This is a genomic window from Plantibacter sp. MCCC 1A11337 (assembly GCF_013349365.1).
Taxonomy (GTDB): domain Bacteria; phylum Actinomycetota; class Actinomycetes; order Actinomycetales; family Microbacteriaceae; genus Plantibacter; species Plantibacter flavus_A.
The window spans coordinates 38268-54145 of sequence record NZ_JABJWX010000005.1; the positions used below are offsets into that span (position 1 = coordinate 38268).

The window sequence follows — 15878 nt, forward strand, 5'->3', positions numbered from 1 at the left end:
GTGGGCGGTTGAGCTGCGTCTGGCGGTCGCTCAGGCGGCGGTCGCGGCGTGGGCGGTGACCGGTGCCTGTTCGTCGACGACGCCGGTGATGACGACGTCGCGGGTGTCGGTCCAGTCGATGAGCACCTTGCCGGCCGCTCCCCCGCGCGCTGTGTCGAAGGCGCCCTGCCAGGAGGCGAGCGGGAAGCGGGCGGTGACGAGTGACTCGAGGGCGTTGCGGAGCTCGGGGCTGTGGTCGACCATGGCGCTCGCGTGGTGCCAGGTGTCGAACATCTCGCGGCCGTAGATGCCCTTGATGGTGATCATGCGGGTGATGACCTTGGTCCAATCGATCTCGATGTTGGTCGAGGGGAGACCGAGGAGCGCGACCTTGCCGCCGGTGTTGAGGTTCTCGATGAGCTCGCTCGCGGCGGCGGCCTGTCCGGACATCTCGAGGCCGATGTCGAAGCCCTCGAGCATGCCGAGCTCGGCCTGAGCGTCGGCGACCCGCTCCTTCGAGACGTCGACCACGCGGTCCGCGCCGACGGCGAGGGCCTTCTCGAGGCGGTCGGCGACGACGTCGGTCGCGACGATGTTGCGCGCCCCGGCGACCCGGCAGACGGCGATGGCCATGAGACCGATGGGGCCGCAGCCGGTGATGAGGACGTCCTCACCGAGGATCGGGAAGCTGAGGGCGGTGTGGACGGCGTTGCCGAGGGGGTCGAAGAGGGCGCCGAGGTCGGGGGTGACCTGGTCGCCGTGGACCCAGACGTTGGTGGCCGGCAGGACAACGTACTCGGCGAAGGCGCCGTCGAGGTTGACGCCGAGGCCGCGGGTGTGGCGGCAGAGGTGGCGGCGGCCGGAGCGGCAGTTACGGCACGTTCCGCAGACGAGGTGGCCCTCGCCGGAGACCGCTGCGCCGACCGGGATCCCCTCGACGCGACTGCCGACCTCGACGACTTCGCCGGAGAACTCGTGGCCGGGGACGAGCGGGGCGTCGACCGCGCCTGCCGCCCACGGGTCCCACGACTCGATGTGAAGGTCGGTGCCGCAGATGCCGGTGCGGTGGACGCGGATGAGGACGTCGTCGGAGCCCATGGCCGGCATCGCGCGCTCGACGAGTTCGAAACCGGCGGTGTCGGGTCGTTTCCAGAGGGCGAGCAACGGCGTTCCTTCCTGCGGGAGCGGCGGCGGCCGGTAGTATCGGCTGTCGCGGACGGGCGTCTTCGCGCTGTCCTGGTGACTAACGTAGTCAGATCGATCCGTCATGAATATTGAGGGTTTTCACGTGACCAGTTAGCTTGAGCTGATGAATCTCTCTCAGATGCGGATCATGCGCGAACTGGCCGAGCGCGGCACGATCGCGGCCGTCGCACGGCACCTGCATGTGACGGCGCCAGCGATCTCGCAGCAGCTGGCCGCACTGCATCGCGAGCTCGGTGTCGCGCTGACGTATCGGGTGGGGCGCGAGATCCGCCTGACCGAGGCCGGCATGGCGCTGGCCGAGATGGCGGGCACGGTGCACACGCTGATCGACCGTGCGGCCGAGACGGTTCGTGAGTACGGTGACGACGCGGGCGCGCGGGTGCGGGTGGCGGCGTTTCAGAGTGCCGGGCAGGCGTTACTGCCGGGGTTGCTGGAGGACGCCGATGGAGGACCGTCGTTGGTGTTCGGCGAGCACGATGTCGCGCAACCCGAGTTCGCCGAACTCGTCGACCAGTACGACCTCGTCGTCGCGCACCGAATGGACCACGACGAGCCGTGGCCGTCGGAGCAACTGTCGGTGACGACGCTGTTGAGCGAGCCGTTCGACGTGGCGATGTCGGTGGACCATCCACTAGCGGGTCGGCCGTCGGTGTCTGCTGTCGAGCTCGCGGACGAGTCGTGGATCGCAGCGCACGCAGGCTTCGCACCGGATGTCGCGCTCGGGGTGGTCGAGGCGACGGCGGGCGTGCGGTTCCACCGCGCGCATCGGGTGAACGACTACCACCTGGCGGCGTCGCTCATCGTGGGCGGGGAGCTGCTGGCGTTGTTCCCGAGGTACACGGCACCGCGGGCGGACCCGCGGTTGGTGCTGGTGCCGCTCGAGGATGTGCGGATCGCGCGCAACATCGACGTGCTCGCGCGACCGCACGCGCTGGCTCGGGTCGCGGTGGCGCGGACGCTGGACCGGCTGCAGGACGGAGCCGATGTGCTGCAGCGGGCGCGTCCGTCGGCGCCGGTCGGCCCCGGGCTGCACCACGTCGAGGTGTGGCTCGCGGACGTCGAGGCGGAGCGTGCGAGCTGGGCCTGGCTGCTGTCCCGTGTCGGGTTCGTGGCGGAGAGCGAGTGGCCGGGCGGCGAGTCCTGGGGGGCCGGCGACACCTACGTCACGCTGACGGCGTCGCCGAACCTCAGCGCGGAGGAGCACGATAGGCGACGGCCGGGCGTGAACCATCTCGCGTTCCGCGGAGGCACGCGGGAGGCCGTCGACGCGATCATGGCGGCGGGCCCCGAACACGGCTGGCGGCCGCTGTACCAGGACCGCTATCCGCACGCCGGTGGCGAGCAGCACTACGCGGGCTGGCTCGAGAACGAGGCGGGCTTCAAGGTCGAGGTGGTCGCGGATCCCGGTCTCAGCGGGTCGCGGGCTGACGACGTCTGAGCAGCGCCGCCCGTGTCTCGACGATGATCATCGAGATGATGACCAGGACGACGCAACCGAGTCCGGCCACGCTGTTCCCGCTGACGAGGAAGATCGCGCCAAGCCCGAGGCAACCGAGCGCCAGGTCGTTGAAGCCCCCGGCCCGAGCGCTGACAGACAGCCCATGCTCGAGGCCGGCCGACTCATCGATGCGACGCTTGGCGAGCAGGTGCGCGCGAAGCGCGCTGGACCCCAAGCTCGAAGACATGACAATGACTGCGTACGACGTGACGACGATCGAACCCGGGATGGTTGGCCAGATGACCGTCTGGACGACCCACACGAGCACGAGCGCGCCCACGACGGCGGCAGAGAAGATCTGCCAGGGCGTGGTCGTCACGATCCCCTCACCTCCGCAGCCCGGCGGACGCCGGACACCCCATCGAGGCTAGGCGCGACGAGAAGTAGCGTCAATGCACTGGTGACATAAACTACACTTAACGTCTTCCATGCGAATGATGGCCCATGTCCGCAACGCCCCGCGGCACGTTCGGCCTCTCGCGGCACGCCGTGCAAGGCGTGCCGCGAGAGCGGGCACGTGCCGCCTCAGGGGGTGTGGAAGGCGATGATCGTGTCGGGGCCACTCCGCGCCAACCTCCCCGACCCCAGCCCGAACTCAAGCGCCTCGTCGAGGCGGGCTCCGATCGCGGTGGTGACTCGCTTGCCACCGAAGATCGCGAGGGTCTCGCGACGGAGTTCGTCGGGCGAGAGCCCGGCGGACTCCTCCGCGGCGATCGCCATCGCATTCGCGATCTCCACCAGGGAGATGTGCTCGATCGCACGAGCCGCTTCGGCCGACGACTGACGCGCACCGCGCCACGTGAGTGGGTCGATCGACGTCGGCCAGGCGAACGGCTCGTCGGAGCGACCCAGCAATTCGGCCGGGACCTTGACGAGGATGGACTTCGCCCGCGAACCCACCACCCGGTCGAGACCGAACGCACCCGCGACCAGCTTCGCCAGACGCGCCACGTGGATCGGGCCCTCGGCCTCCACCGCAGCACGGATCGCACCCTGCACCGCGACGACCGACTGCCGACCCGGCAAGCGGTCGAGCACGTCGATCCCACCCAGCGTGGGTGCGTCCCAGGGCTGATACTCGGAGAGCTCCGGGTGCCGCGCTGACGTGTCCGGCTCCGGCTTCGCCTCCACGGGCTGCGCCGAACCGACCTTGCGGTCGCGGAACTCCGACAGGGTCTCGAGCGACGCCAGCCGCTCCGACCACTCCCGCACTCGGGCGCTGCGAACCGGCGCAGGCGCACCCGAATCCTCCGGAGCGACATCGGCCTCATCGCTAGCCGACGCATCAGCCGCATCCGACTCCGCACCAGCCGATACCTCCGGCACCGCACTCCCCGCAGCCACCCGCTCGGCCGCAGCCTCCACCGCCGCGACCAACCGGTCCAGCACCTCCTCACGGTGGTGCAACCACTCCGGCAGCCACACGCGCTCGACGCCCGGCCACCGCATCAGCCCACTCAGCACCTCGACCGGCAGTCCGTCACGATCGGCGACCGTCCGACGCTCACGCCACGACGCCCCGTCGAGCAGCACGGCCACCAGCGGCCGGTCGGGCTCCGCCTCCGTCGCGATGCTGATGTCGACACGGAAGTCCGACAGCCCGACATCCGTCCGCACCGCGTGCCCGGCGTAGCGCAGCTCGTCGGCGATCTCGTCGCGGTGGCGGTCGATGATCGCCTGACGACGTCCGTCCTCGCCCGCGGCCTCACTCCCCCGCTGCGCCAGCTCCAGATACGCCTTCAGGTGCTTGATGCCGATCGACGACGTCTGTTCCGCCCGCAACTCCGAGGGGTCGAAGCTCGCGAACAACACCACCTGTCGCCGAGCCCGCGTCACCGCGACGTTCAACCGCCGCTCGCCGCCCGCCCGCGTGAGCGGCCCGAAGTTCAACGGGATCACGCCCTTCTCGTTCGCACTGAACGCGATCGAGAACAGGATCGTGTCGCGCTCGTCGCCCTGCACGTTCTCCAGATTCTTGACGAACAGTCCGTCCTGCTCGTCGAGCGCCAGCGCGATCCGCGGGTCGGCACTGTCACGCAGCAGATCCTCGATCAACGTCCGCTGCTGCGCGTTGAAGGTGATGACCCCGAGCGACGGCGTCTCGTCCGGTGAGGCCTCGAAGCGACGCGAGATCTCCTCGACGATCGCCTGCGCCTCCACCGGGTTGGTCCGCAGCGACTTGCCGCGGCCGCCCCGCTCGAACTGCCCGTCGAACCGCACGAACGCCAGCCCGTGACCCGCGACCCCACCGTCGCCCGCACCGGCGAACGGCGCCGGGAACGACGACAACTGGCTGTCGTAGTAGTGGTGGTTCGAGAACGCGATGAGCGACTCGTCCTGGCTGCGGTAGTGCCACGACAGCCACTTGCTCGGCACCCGCGCCTGCACGCACTCGGAGAGGATCGACTCCTCGTCCTGCAGCACCTCGCTCGTGTAGTCGGCGTCGTCGTCGATCGTCGCGCCCGCCTCGGCGAACGTCGTCGGCGGCATTTGCTTGCTGTCGCCCACGACGACGACCGAGCGCGAACGCCCCATCGCCCCGATCGCGTCGGCGACCCGGATCTGCGACGCCTCGTCGAACACGACGATGTCGAACAGCTCGGCAGCCGCGGGGAAGAACCGCGCGACCGACTCCGGGCTCGCGAGCGTGCACGGCATGATCTGCGTGATGAGCTCGCCGAAGTTCTCGAGCAGCGCGCGGACGCTCATACCGCCGCGCTGACGGTCGATCTGGCGACGCAGCCCGCCGACCTGACCGCTCTCCGACTGCGAGCTGAACGTCCGCAGCCCGAGCACCGATGCCGGGATCGCCCGCGGTAGCTCCTCGCGCACGGCCTTCACGCTCGTGGTGAAGCGGGTGACGCTGCGGTTGTGGGCGGTGGCGTCGAAGGCGTCGAGCGTGGTGGTGCGCTCGCGCTCGTCGATCGACGCCTGCGCGAGGCCCTTCTCGAAGGCGAGCGTCGCGTCCTCGGTCTCGATGCGACCGGCGAGGATCGCGGCGCGGACGTCGTCGAGCCCGTGCGTGCGGAGCGGTTCGATGACCCGCACGAGGTCGAGCCAGCGTTCGAGGACGACGGGCTCGGCGGCGTCGAGGCGGCGGGCGTCGCGCGTCGACCACCAGGCCTGCAGGAAGCCCTCCCCACCCGACCACGCCGACAGGCGCTCGGTGCTGACGGACGCGATCCGCAGGAAGTCGCTCCAGGTGCTCGCGAGCGTCGTCAGCGCCTGGGCCGCCTGCTGCGACGGCTGGGTCGTGGCGTAGTGGTCGCGGACCGCGGTGATGAACGCGTCATCGGGCGTGCCCGGCAGGCGGAGGCCCTCCGAGAGCCAGCGGTACCAGCCGAGGAGTTCGCGGACGGGCTGGGTCGGCTCGACGAGCGGGTTCCAACGGTCGCCGACGAGCGGCAGGGCGGTCGAGCGGAGGGTGCCGCGCAGCTGGACGAGGCGGTCCTGCGCCGCCTTCGCCTCGGTGAGCTGCGGGACGAGCTGCTTGACCTTGAACGAGGCCGCGTCGACGGCGAGCACGTCACTCAGCTGCGCGAGTGCGGCCCGGAGCCGCTTCTTGCGACCGAAGAAGCTCGACGCGGCAGCCTGCTCGGCGGCGTGGAGCGGGCCGGCGATGTCGCGGTCGAGGATGGCCGGCGTGAACGTCGAGCGCCACTCGGCCTGGGCGTCGCGGAGCTGTTCGGCGGCGGCGAGGGCGTCGTCGAGCCGGGAGAAGTCCTCCGGCCGCGTTCCCGCCATGAGTGCGCCGATCGGCAGGCGCGGCGCGGCGACCGCGGTCGACCAGAGGCCAAGGAGGTCGGGGCGCGTCGCGAGACGCAGGGCGTCCATCGGGAGGCCGGCGTCGAGCGTCGCTGCAAGGGCCGCATCCAGCGCGCGGCCGGCCTGCTGCACGGTCGCGGCGTCGAGCCCGGGAGCCGACGGGCCGTCGAGGAACGCCCACGGGTGGGTCGTGCTCGGGCGGGCGAGGTCGGAACGCTCGGGCAGGTCGCGGAACACCTGCCGCAGCTGCTCGAAGGCCTCGGACGTTCCGGCGGCGACGAGCTGCTCGGGGATCGCCATCGGGACGAGGTCGTGGTCCATCGCAAGCAGGCGACTCCGTGCGGAGTAGAGGGAGAAGCCGGCGGCGTTGACCTCGTGGAGGCGGTCGGCGTAGCGGGTGAGGGTGCGGAGGCCGGACTCCGACAGCTCGCGGTTGGTGCTCAGCGCGTCGACATCGGCCTTGGTGCGCAGGTCCAGGCCGGTCTTGATCTGCGCACGGACGACGTTGGGTCTGGCGCCCTTGTCGTGGAGGTCGAGCGAGAACGCGCCGAGTCCGACGTCTTCGAGTCGCTGCTTCACGACGTTGAGCGCCGCACGCTTCTCGGCGACGAACAGGACCTTCTTGCCCTCGGCGAGCGAGCGGGCGAGGAGGTTGGTGATGGTCTGCGACTTGCCGGTGCCGGGAGGGCCTTCGAGGACGAAGGTGCGGCCGGCGACCGCTTCGGCGACGGCGTCGAGCTGGGAGGAGTCGGCGGCGACCGGGCAGTCGAGGCCGAGGCGGTCGAGGTCGGTGTCGGTCTGCGCGGGCGTGGGGTCGGCGTAGGCCTCGAGCGGCGAGTTGATGAGGTGGTCGACGAGGCTGTTGGAAGCGAGCGTCTCCCAGTTCTCGTCGAGGTCCTTCCACAGCCGGTACTTCGCGAACTGGAGGATCGACAGCGACGCCGTCTCCTCCACGCGGAACGGGAGGCCGGCGTCGAGGATCGCCTGACGCACGGCGGTGAACGCGGCCGGGAGGTCGATGCCGGAGCCGTCCTCGACGGGGTTGGCGAGCCCGGGGATCTCGAGACCGAAGCTCAGGCGCAGCTTCTCGAGCAGGCAGTAGTTGGGCGTGGAGGAGCCCGACTCGTCGAGGGTGAGGCGGTAGGAGGAGCCGCGACTCGTGGTCGTGAGCGTGACGGGCACGAGCACGAGGGGTGAGCGGAGGTCGCGGTCGCCGAAGCGCCAACTCAGCATGCCGAACGCGAGGTAGAGGTTGTTGGCGCCGGTCTCCTCGACGATCGTCTTGGCCTTGTAGGCGAGGGCGCGGAGCTTCGTCGGGTAGGCGGCCTCGGTGACGTCGATGTAGGCGCTCTTCTTGTCCTCGAGGAAGGTGATGCGGTCGCTCTCGTCGAGGTCGCGGCCGAAGCGGATGCCGCGCTGCTGGTCGATCGTCGCGACGCTGTCGGAGGCGACGAGGGTGAGCGGGGTGCCGTGGTTGATGCTGTCCTCGAGGCGACCGAGGGCGGGGCCGGGGACGGCGAGCTCGAAGCCGGAGCGGTCGGTGTAGTTGATGAGTTTGTTGCGGAGGCTGAGGTCGAGGAGGGCGTTCTTCCAGGTGGAGACGCGTTTCGGGACGTCGGGGCCGTGGCCCGCGGCGGCGGATTCGGCGGTGGCCGGGGCGTCCTGCGTGAGGGCGCGGGCTTCGGGTGCCTGGTAGAGGGTGACGACGGGTTCGCCCTCGGCGCCTACGCGGCGGCTCGGCAGCGGGTAGATCTTGCGGAGGCGCGCCTGAACGACGTCGGTGACGCCGATGAAGTCGTCGAGCGAGCCCGCGAGGTGGTCGGTGTGGGGCCGACGGGAGGCCTCGGCGAAGGTGGCGGAGGTGCCGGTGAGCATGGTGGTCTCGACGACGCCGATGCGGCCGAGTTCGAGGGAGTTGACGGCTTCGGAGACGTCGGTGCTGGCGACGACGTCGAGGGTGGTCTGGACTCGCCAGTAGCCGAGGAAGATGTGGTCCTTGAGGAGCCAGAGGAGGGGGTGGATGCCGATGGCTTCGAGGACGGACGCGAGCAGGATGGTGGTGTCGAGGCAGGTGCCGAGGTGGCTGGTGAGGACTTCCTCGGGGGTGCGGACCTTCTGGCCGCTCTGGCCCCAGCTGGCGGGTGGTTCGGCGTAGCGGATGTCGCGGGCGCGGGCGGCGTCCCAGACGGCGGCGACGATGGTGTCGATGCGGGCGGGGTCGTCGAGTTGGTAGGTGGCGAGGGAGCTGTTGCCGGTCTGCTGGTCGAGGAGGTCGGAGACTTCGAGCATGAGCTCACTGACGACGAGGGCGTTGGGCTGCACGTGGGCGGCGAGCAGTTCGAGGCCGAGCTGCACGGGTGCGGCGATCCACTGGTTGGACGCGAGCACGGTGACGGGGCTCTCGACCACACCGAGCTCGGTGCCGGCGGCGTCGCGCACGGTGACGCGGATGACGCCGGGGCGCTGCTCTTCGACGAGGAGCATGCGGCGTGGGTCGAGGAGCACCTCGGGGCTGCGGAGGAGGGTGGTGCGGTCTTCGCCGAGGTCGGCGAGGAGCACCTTGGTGTCGGCGAGGGCGCCGTCGGCGGTGACGACGTCGATCTCGACGGAGGCCGCCCGGCGTTCCCCACCGTGGTTCTCGAGGACGATCTCGTCGATCACCGCGATGCTGCAGTGCGCCATCGCGTAGCTGAGCGTCGGCGTCGCGCTGACGCGGATGGAGACGGAGGCGGGGCCTACGGCGGGAGAGGAGCCTGCGGCGCTCTGCTCACTGGCTCCGTCGGTCCCTGAGCTTGTCAAAGGGCCCATCTCCCCACCGTCAGCCATCCCGCCCGACGCATCCATCTCGGTCCCTGAGCCTGTCGAAGGGCCCATCTCCCCAACGCTCCCAGCCCCGGCCAACGCAACGTCCTCGGTCCCTGAGCTCAGCCCATCGGTCCCTGAGCTTGTCGAAGGGCCCAACACCCGCCCCTTCAACTCCCCCACAACCGCAGCCTGCTCCGCCGCCCCGACGCTCTCCAACAACAACTGCATTGAATCCAACGCCCGATACGCCGACTGCTCCGTGAACCCAGCGTTGTGGGCCCAGGCATTCCGAACCTCCCGAAGCTCGCTCGCGTACCCGCGAGCGCTTCGCGACAGCACGCGGTCGAACGGGTACCCCAGCTCCCCGATCCGCTCGGTCATCGCCCTGAGCATCAGCGACACGTCGGTCGCCGAGTACCGCCCGTGCCCGATCCCGGCCGTGCGGTCCTTCTCCTCGATGATCCGAGTCCACTCGACCCCAGGAACCGCCTCGCCAAACGCACCCTCGACGATGGGCCGAAGCCCCAACCCGAGCTGCTCGAGCCCCTGGCCGACGGCGGAGTTGAGTTCAGAAGCGTCCACGTGTGCGGCCTTTCATTGGGGTGGTGCGTTTGACTCGGGCGCGGACCTCGACCATCAGATGGCCGCGACAGAACTACACCCTGTGGTGTCTGTCGCGACAGTGAGACGTTGTCGCCACGACCCCAGGAAGTCTGCCGGGCGCGCCTGTACGAACCCTAACGAACACTGGGGACACCACTGCCTCGCGAGCTTCCCGACCCATCGCAACTGACGGTCACTTGCCCAACAAGAGTTGGCCATCCACCCGATAGGCAACACCTGGCCGCTAGTGTCGGCTCATGCCGCTCATCACACCTGCAAGTCTCTCCCTCGAGCTCCAGGTGGATCAAAAACGCATTCGCAACGTCCTCCGGGAGCTGTACGGCACGCTTCCAACCGGGACGACGCGCTGGGAGCTCAGCGAGGAGCAAGCCGACGCAGTGCGTTCACGTCTTCCCGCAAGCGAGGCCAGCAAGGAACGTCAGTGGACGCTCGAGGTCGGCGACACAGTCCGTCGCCGCGAGATCCATGATGCCTTTCGTGGTCAGCAGCAAGGCGGAATCTCGACTCCGAAGAGCATCCCCGCCATTCTGATCTTCACCGACCCCAAGGAGGGCGCGAAGTTCGGCTACGACCGGTTCGAGGGGCTACGTGAGGACGGCTCCTATTCGTACACGGGCGAGGGGCAAGAAGGACACCACGAGTTTCTCCGCGGAAACAAAGCTCTGCGCGATGCAGCTGCCGATGGCAAGACCATCCGTTTGTTTCGGACGAGCGGGACGATGGCGACCTACGTCGGCGCGTTCACAACGGGTGAGCCTGTCTATCGAATGGAGACAATCCCCGATGCGAGCGGTGCCCCTCGGTCCGGGATCATCTTCAATCTCGTGCCCGTCGATGCCGATACCACGCTCCTCCCGGCGTATGGCGGCGAGCGCCCGGCAGGTGCCACGATCACCGAGTGGACGCCGCCGAATCACTCTGACATAGTCGTCGCCCAGGATGAGCTGGTCACAACCGGCGAACGAGTGGTTTCGCGGGTCGAATTCGAGCTGCAGGCCGACTTCGGCCGTTGGCTTAAGAGCCAAGATCACGTCATCAAGCGGCTCACGCTTCCCACGGGATCGTCCACGGTCGTGCCTGATCTCTACGTCGAGTCGAACGGCTGGATCGTCGAGGCGAAGAAGTCCTCAGGACGCGCCTATGTGAGGACCGCAATAGGCCAGGTGCTTGACTACGCGCATATCGCGCGACGCGCGGGATTTACCGTGACCCCAGTCGTCCTTTTACCTGGCTGCCCGGAGCAAGAGCTCCTGGAGCTTATGGCGACTCTGGACATCACCGTTGTCGTCCGCAGTGGCGACTCGTTCCACACACTGGAACCCGCCGACTAACGCGCCGGGCCACCGCAACCTCAGTGGCGGCTAACGAGATCCCTCCGCGAACTGCGATGGCAGGACGCTACCGAGGTGCGCCCGCAGCGCGGGATCGCTCACATATACGTAGGTCCCGCGGATACCGCGAGTCAGCAGCACCGTGTAAATGTTCGTGACGTAGCGCAGAAGATCGTCGTCCGAGTAGGTCAGGCCGAGAGCCGGGTTGTTCTCCTTGCCCTTCTTGTCGAAGTAGGACTCTCGATGGAAGACGATGCGATTCGCCTCAACGTCGTACCGCAGATCTGGCCCGATGATCACTCCTGCGTAGTTCAGGTCGTATCCCTGAACGGTGTGGATCGAGCCGACCTCCTCGAGCGCCTTCGGCGACGCGATCCAGTCGGTCTGCGTGCCGTTCCAGCGCATTGAGACGTCGTCGATGACGATGTCGTATGCGTCTTTGTCGTTCTTCGTCTTCCACTCCCAGGCGTAGCCGGCGACCATCCGAGCGAGTCCGAACTCGGCGTCCCGCTGGCGGATCTCCTCTCGCATCTCAGCGAGGTCGTCGAACAATCTGAGGTCGTACTCGCCGAAGTCCGGCGCCAACTCGATCTCTACCTGGTTTCCGAGGATGTTCCGGACGTAGTCCACGTAACCTGACCCCGCGCGCACGCGCATCTGCGAGGCGAGGCCGGCGTATCGATCAGCGGCCTGCGCACTGGCGACCAACTGGTGCAGGTGCTCAGCGGGAACGTCCGCGGGACGGACACTCTGTCCGGCGTCGAGCAGGAAGATCTGGTGCGAGCTCTTCGCGATGATCCAGTCAAGCTGCGTCTTCGACTTGTCGTCTCCGCCGAACAACCTGGTCGTGATTTCGCGGAACTGCTTGTTCTGTGCCGCGGATGGTTGGTTCGCACGCCGATTGAGCCGGTGCGCCTCATCGACGACGAGGAGATCAAATTCCTCGTCGGATGCCCCGACATCGAACGCGGTCATCACCATGTCCGGGTGCAGGCCAGGCGTCTTGCGGAACACCTGCTTGATCGAAGCGCGCAATGACTGTTGCGGGACGACGATCCCGATCTTGAAACCCTGCAGCAGCTCGCGGTGACGCTCGTTGAAGAACGACGAGAAGAGCGTGTCATCGTCAGGTTCGTCGAGGGCCGCTGATCCTCGGATGTCAGCGATCAGTTTCAGCAGGTAGATCGCGACGACCGTCTTGCCGGTGCCGGGATCGCCTTGAACGACGGTCGTACTTCGTTGCGACCGGGAGAGGTCTTCGAAGAGCCCCTCGAGCACGCCCTCGACAGCGATGGTCTGATCTGGTGTCAGCGCTTTGAACGGCGACAGCTTGAAGAGATCACTGTTCTCGATCTCGGGGAGGGATCGAGTGAAGACACCATCCGCCCTGAGCCGATCGAAGACGTCCTCGAAGGACTCGCGGTAGCGGTCGCGATCGAAATAGTTGGCGTCGACGATGCCGTCGTTGCGATTGAGCACCTGGTAGGCGCCGTCCCCGGCGAGCATGCGGATCAGGAAGGATTCGAGATCGAGACAGACCGACTTGTTGAAGGTCTCATCCACGATCACGCGAAGACCGGTGAGATGTTCCTTCGCTGTGGACTCGAAGTGCTGACGCATACGCGCAGCGACGTTGAGCGACTCACCGACGTAGACATCACGCTCGGCGGCGACACCGGCCCGCTTCCGTCGCGGGGCCGAAGAAACGTTGGACGATCCGACCGGCCCATCCAACAGATACACGACCGGCCAATCGCTGAATCGGCGATCACCCGCCGCCCAGAGCTTGACCTCGGTCGATGTGAAGTCGAGACTCGTGATCTCAAAGTTCGTCATACTTCACAGACCGCCCCCGCGTCTTCTCCACCGGGTATTTCTCCCGCGTCCGTGCGAGCTTGTCGCGGACGATCGTCTCCGCATCGAGACCGAGCCGATCCGTCAACAACAAGCAATAGGTGAGGACATCGGCCAATTCGTCGCGCACGCGACCGGTGTCGGCATCCGCCCCCCACTGGAAGCATTCAAGTAGCTCGGCTGCCTCGATCGAGATGCTCTTAGCAAGGTTCTCCGGCGTATGGAACTGTGCCCAATCACGCTCGGCCACGAAATCGGCGAGCTCGTCGCGCAGTGAGGGGTCCGCCATCCGGTCAATCTATCAGCGGCGACCAATGCGAGCGGTTGGCTATTGCGCGCCCGAATCGTCGAACGGCTCCGCTCGCTCCACATCCAACAACGCATCCACCGACCCCACCTCGGCAACGAGCGCATCCCACCCACGCTCCCCCGCGACCGCGGCCTCGCCGTCCGTGAGCAGACGCAGTGTCCGCACGTGCCCGACCACCTGGCCGGCCTCGTTCCGGATCTCGTCGAACGACGCTCCCCAGCGCGACGGCGTCACCAGGAGCGCGGAGATCGCAGTCCCGTTGAGGAACGGCGTGCCATTGCGCCACGGCGCGAGCACCGGGGGCACCCGGCGGTTGGTCGCGATCTCGTTGATCACGATGCGCAGCGCGACCATCGCGGCACCCTGCTGACCGTCGACCACCTCCACGGCGAGCTCGATCCGCTCACCGGTGTCGGTTGCGAGCCGGGAGACCCCGGACGTCAGGATCGTCACCGGTCCGTCCTCAGGGCGCTTCTCGATCACCATCACCGACCCACCGATGCGGTCCTTGAACACCACCGGGTCCACGCCGAGAGCGTCGAAGATGTGGAGCGGGAAGGCGTCTTCGCCCGGGACGAGAGGGACATCGCTACTCATGGGCCGAGCCTAACGAAGCGTGCGGACGTCCGGCAGACCGTCGCGAAGCAGAGCCCTCGCCGAGCTTCACCGGCACGACACCGCCGTCACCGGCGTTCCGTCCACCCCTGCCCCTGAACGCCCACCCTCGGTACGGTGGAAGCAACGCAGCAGAGAGGCACCACGCGCATGTCGTATTCGAATCAGCCGCCCGCCCAGAACCAGCCCTATCCGCTGCCGGTGCCCGGCCCGGCTCCGGTGAAGACCGGCAAGCGCGGCAACGGACTCGGCATCGCCGCCCTCATCGTCGGTGGGTTCGCGCTCATCGGCGCGTTCATCCCGATCCTGAACTACGTCGCCGGGTTCGTCGGACTCGTCGGACTCGTGCTCGGCATCATCGCGCTGTGCTTGAAAAACCGGACGAAGGGCTTCGCCGTCGCCGGCACGATCATCTCGGCCGTCGCGATCGTCCTGAGCATCATCCTCGCGATCACCTACACGGCCGGGTTCGCCGGACTCATCAGCGACGCCGTCAAGACCGCCGAAGCGAAGTCATCCGAAGCCGCCAATAGGGATATCTCGATCGTCTACGAGGTCAACGGGACCGCCACCGACGCCTCCATCACCTACTCCACCTACTCGGCCGGCAGCAGCAGCACCGAGCAGTCCTCCGGCCAGGCGCTCCCCTTCATCAAGGAGCTGACCGTCAAGGCCGGTCAGCAGTACGACTTCGCCTCCTACTCGCTCCAGGCGCAGAACGGAGCCGAGGACACCGGTTCGGTCAGCTGCAAGATCACCGTCGACGGCGACGTGGTCGCGGAACAGACGGCGTCGGGCGCGTACGCGACGGTGTCGTGCTCCGCATCGGGTGCCGATGGGGTGACGGAGAACAAGTAGGTGGAAAGCCGCGATGGCTGAAGAACTTCATGGCATTCACGCCGTTCCGATGGTGGACGCCGAGGCGCTGGCCACTGTAAGTGCGATCCGGAACAGGCTTTCCGTGGTCCCTGAGCTACTCGATCGGTGGAACCGAGTGTCGAGAGTAGGCGCCGGACCACGGAGTGAACTGGCACAGGACGACATCATCACGAGCTGGACTCACCTCAGTTCGCACGCTCACCACAGTCTGAATCATGCGGCTGACTGTCTCCGAGCACTCACCACGCTGATCCCATCGGGGGGTCCGCTCTCCATACCGCTCGTCGCTCACTATCCGGTTGCCCGATCCGGCCTGGAGGCCGCTTCCGTCGCGCTATGGGTACTGCATCCCGATGAACCGAAAGCGAGGGTAGAACGTCACCTCCGCAATCTGTGGCGCGAGGTGCGAGACGAAGCCTCACTCTCGAACGCTTCCGAGAACTACGTCCGAGACGGGCAAGCCCCTATGTTGGATCAACACCGGAAGGGGCAGAAGGCCTGGAGGAAGCGCTACGTCGATCAAATTCGCGGGGTTGCGGGCCGTGCGGGCGTGCCCGATCCGACACTCGTAAAGCACGCCGTTGGATTCGCGGAAATAGTTGGCCAGGCGACAGAAGCTACGGGAGTGATGGGCGGTTACGGCGAGATGGTATGGCGCTTGATCAGCGGATTGAGCCACCCCTCCATGTTGCGCTCAATACACTTCATGCACGGCACTGAGATGGCCGTCGATGACGACGGATTGGTCAACATGCAAGTTACGAACAACGTTGAGACCCTTCGACTGACTGTCGATGCACTTCTCCTACAGTTCCAAACTGCAGTCGAGACACTCGGGCGACGAAAAATCCAGATCGCTCAATCGTCCGCAGGGTCATCCTGACCCAAACCTCCACCAGTGTCGGATCCGGGGCACGGAAGACTTCGCCTCCTACTCCCTCCAGGCGCAGAACGGCGCGGAGGACACCGGGTCCGTGAGCTGCAAGATCACCGTCGACGGCGATGTGGTCGC

Annotated in this window: 10 protein-coding genes and 2 pseudogenes; 5 read left to right on the top strand and 7 right to left on the bottom strand. The window is 67.4% G+C overall.

The features are described from left to right. Nucleotides 1-30: 30 nt before the first annotated feature. A complete protein-coding gene (gene tdh, locus HOW07_RS16705) occupies nt 31-1143 on the bottom strand; it encodes an L-threonine 3-dehydrogenase (protein WP_175118118.1) in 1113 nt (370 codons plus the stop codon). Nucleotides 1144-1303: 160 nt separating this feature from the next. Between tdh and HOW07_RS19540 the strand changes: the two are divergent. Together HOW07_RS19540 and HOW07_RS19545 are read left to right on the top strand one after the other, a co-directional pair. Next, nucleotides 1304-2152 (top strand): annotated as a pseudogene (locus HOW07_RS19540) (LysR family transcriptional regulator); the annotation flags it as partial. A gap of 21 nt (nt 2153-2173) precedes the next feature. Then, the gene (locus tag HOW07_RS19545; RefSeq protein ID WP_254628469.1) at nt 2174-2623 is read left to right on the top strand and encodes a VOC family protein; all 450 of its coding nucleotides are present in this window, start codon (nt 2174-2176) and stop codon (nt 2621-2623) included. Here HOW07_RS19545 and HOW07_RS16715 read toward each other — a convergent pair. The 3 genes and pseudogenes from HOW07_RS16715 to HOW07_RS19895 form a co-directional block, all read right to left on the bottom strand. Continuing rightward, nucleotides 2595-3002 (bottom strand): hypothetical protein, encoded by a 408-nt coding sequence (locus HOW07_RS16715; protein ID WP_175117903.1) that lies wholly within the window; start codon nt 3000-3002, stop codon nt 2595-2597. The genes HOW07_RS19545 and HOW07_RS16715 overlap by 29 nt on opposite strands. A gap of 206 nt (nt 3003-3208) precedes the next feature. Continuing rightward, nucleotides 3209-9256: a DUF4011 domain-containing protein gene (locus tag HOW07_RS16720; protein WP_254628458.1), complete on the bottom strand. Its 6048-nt coding sequence runs from the start codon at nt 9254-9256 to the stop codon at nt 3209-3211. Nucleotides 9257-9466: 210 nt separating this feature from the next. Next, a pseudogene (locus HOW07_RS19895) lies at nt 9467-9835 on the bottom strand (Swt1 family HEPN domain-containing protein); the annotation flags it as partial. A 278-nt stretch (nt 9836-10113) separates the two neighbouring features. Between HOW07_RS19895 and HOW07_RS16725 the strand changes: the two are divergent. Then, nucleotides 10114-11208: a hypothetical protein gene (locus tag HOW07_RS16725; protein WP_175117905.1), complete on the top strand. Its 1095-nt coding sequence runs from the start codon at nt 10114-10116 to the stop codon at nt 11206-11208. Nucleotides 11209-11238: 30 nt separating this feature from the next. Here the strand turns inward: HOW07_RS16725 and HOW07_RS16730 are convergent, their stop codons facing one another. From HOW07_RS16730 to HOW07_RS16740, 3 genes are read right to left on the bottom strand one after another with little or no spacing between them, the layout of a single operon-like run. Further along, a complete protein-coding gene (locus HOW07_RS16730) occupies nt 11239-13044 on the bottom strand; it encodes a DUF2075 domain-containing protein (protein WP_175117906.1) in 1806 nt (601 codons plus the stop codon). After that, nucleotides 13031-13351, bottom strand: coding sequence for a nucleotide pyrophosphohydrolase (locus HOW07_RS16735; protein ID WP_175117907.1), 321 nt, complete (start codon nt 13349-13351; stop codon nt 13031-13033). The genes HOW07_RS16730 and HOW07_RS16735 overlap by 14 nt, the downstream gene beginning before the upstream one ends. 39 nt (nt 13352-13390) lie before the next feature. Further along, nucleotides 13391-13969 carry a suppressor of fused domain protein gene (locus HOW07_RS16740; RefSeq protein WP_175117908.1) on the bottom strand — a complete coding sequence of 193 codons (579 nt, stop codon included), beginning with the start codon at nt 13967-13969 and terminating at the stop codon, nt 13391-13393. 168 nt (nt 13970-14137) lie between these two features. Between HOW07_RS16740 and HOW07_RS16745 the strand changes: the two genes are divergently transcribed. Both HOW07_RS16745 and HOW07_RS16750 read left to right on the top strand, forming a co-directional pair. Further along, nucleotides 14138-14845, top strand: a complete 708-nt coding sequence (locus HOW07_RS16745) for an MmpS family transport accessory protein (RefSeq protein ID WP_175117909.1) — start codon at nt 14138-14140, stop codon at nt 14843-14845. Nucleotides 14846-14858: 13 nt separating this feature from the next. After that, nucleotides 14859-15749: a hypothetical protein gene (locus HOW07_RS16750; RefSeq protein ID WP_175117910.1), complete on the top strand. Its 891-nt coding sequence runs from the start codon at nt 14859-14861 to the stop codon at nt 15747-15749. The last annotated feature ends 129 nt before the right edge of the window (nt 15750-15878 follow it).

Bases quoted from the DNA above. Each gene is read 5' to 3' on its own strand.
- HOW07_RS16720 (WP_254628458.1), bottom strand. From the start codon at position 9,256: ATGGGCCCTTTGACAAGCTCAGGGACCGACGGAGCCAGTGAGCAGAGC.
- HOW07_RS16725 (WP_175117905.1), top strand. From the start codon at position 10,114: ATGCCGCTCATCACACCTGCAAGTCTCTCCCTCGAGCTCCAGGTGGAT.
- HOW07_RS16730 (WP_175117906.1), bottom strand. From the start codon at position 13,044: ATGACGAACTTTGAGATCACGAGTCTCGACTTCACATCGACCGAGGTC.
- HOW07_RS16735 (WP_175117907.1), bottom strand. From the start codon at position 13,351: ATGGCGGACCCCTCACTGCGCGACGAGCTCGCCGATTTCGTGGCCGAG.
- HOW07_RS16740 (WP_175117908.1), bottom strand. From the start codon at position 13,969: ATGAGTAGCGATGTCCCTCTCGTCCCGGGCGAAGACGCCTTCCCGCTC.
- HOW07_RS16745 (WP_175117909.1), top strand. From the start codon at position 14,138: ATGTCGTATTCGAATCAGCCGCCCGCCCAGAACCAGCCCTATCCGCTG.
- HOW07_RS16750 (WP_175117910.1), top strand. From the start codon at position 14,859: ATGGCTGAAGAACTTCATGGCATTCACGCCGTTCCGATGGTGGACGCC.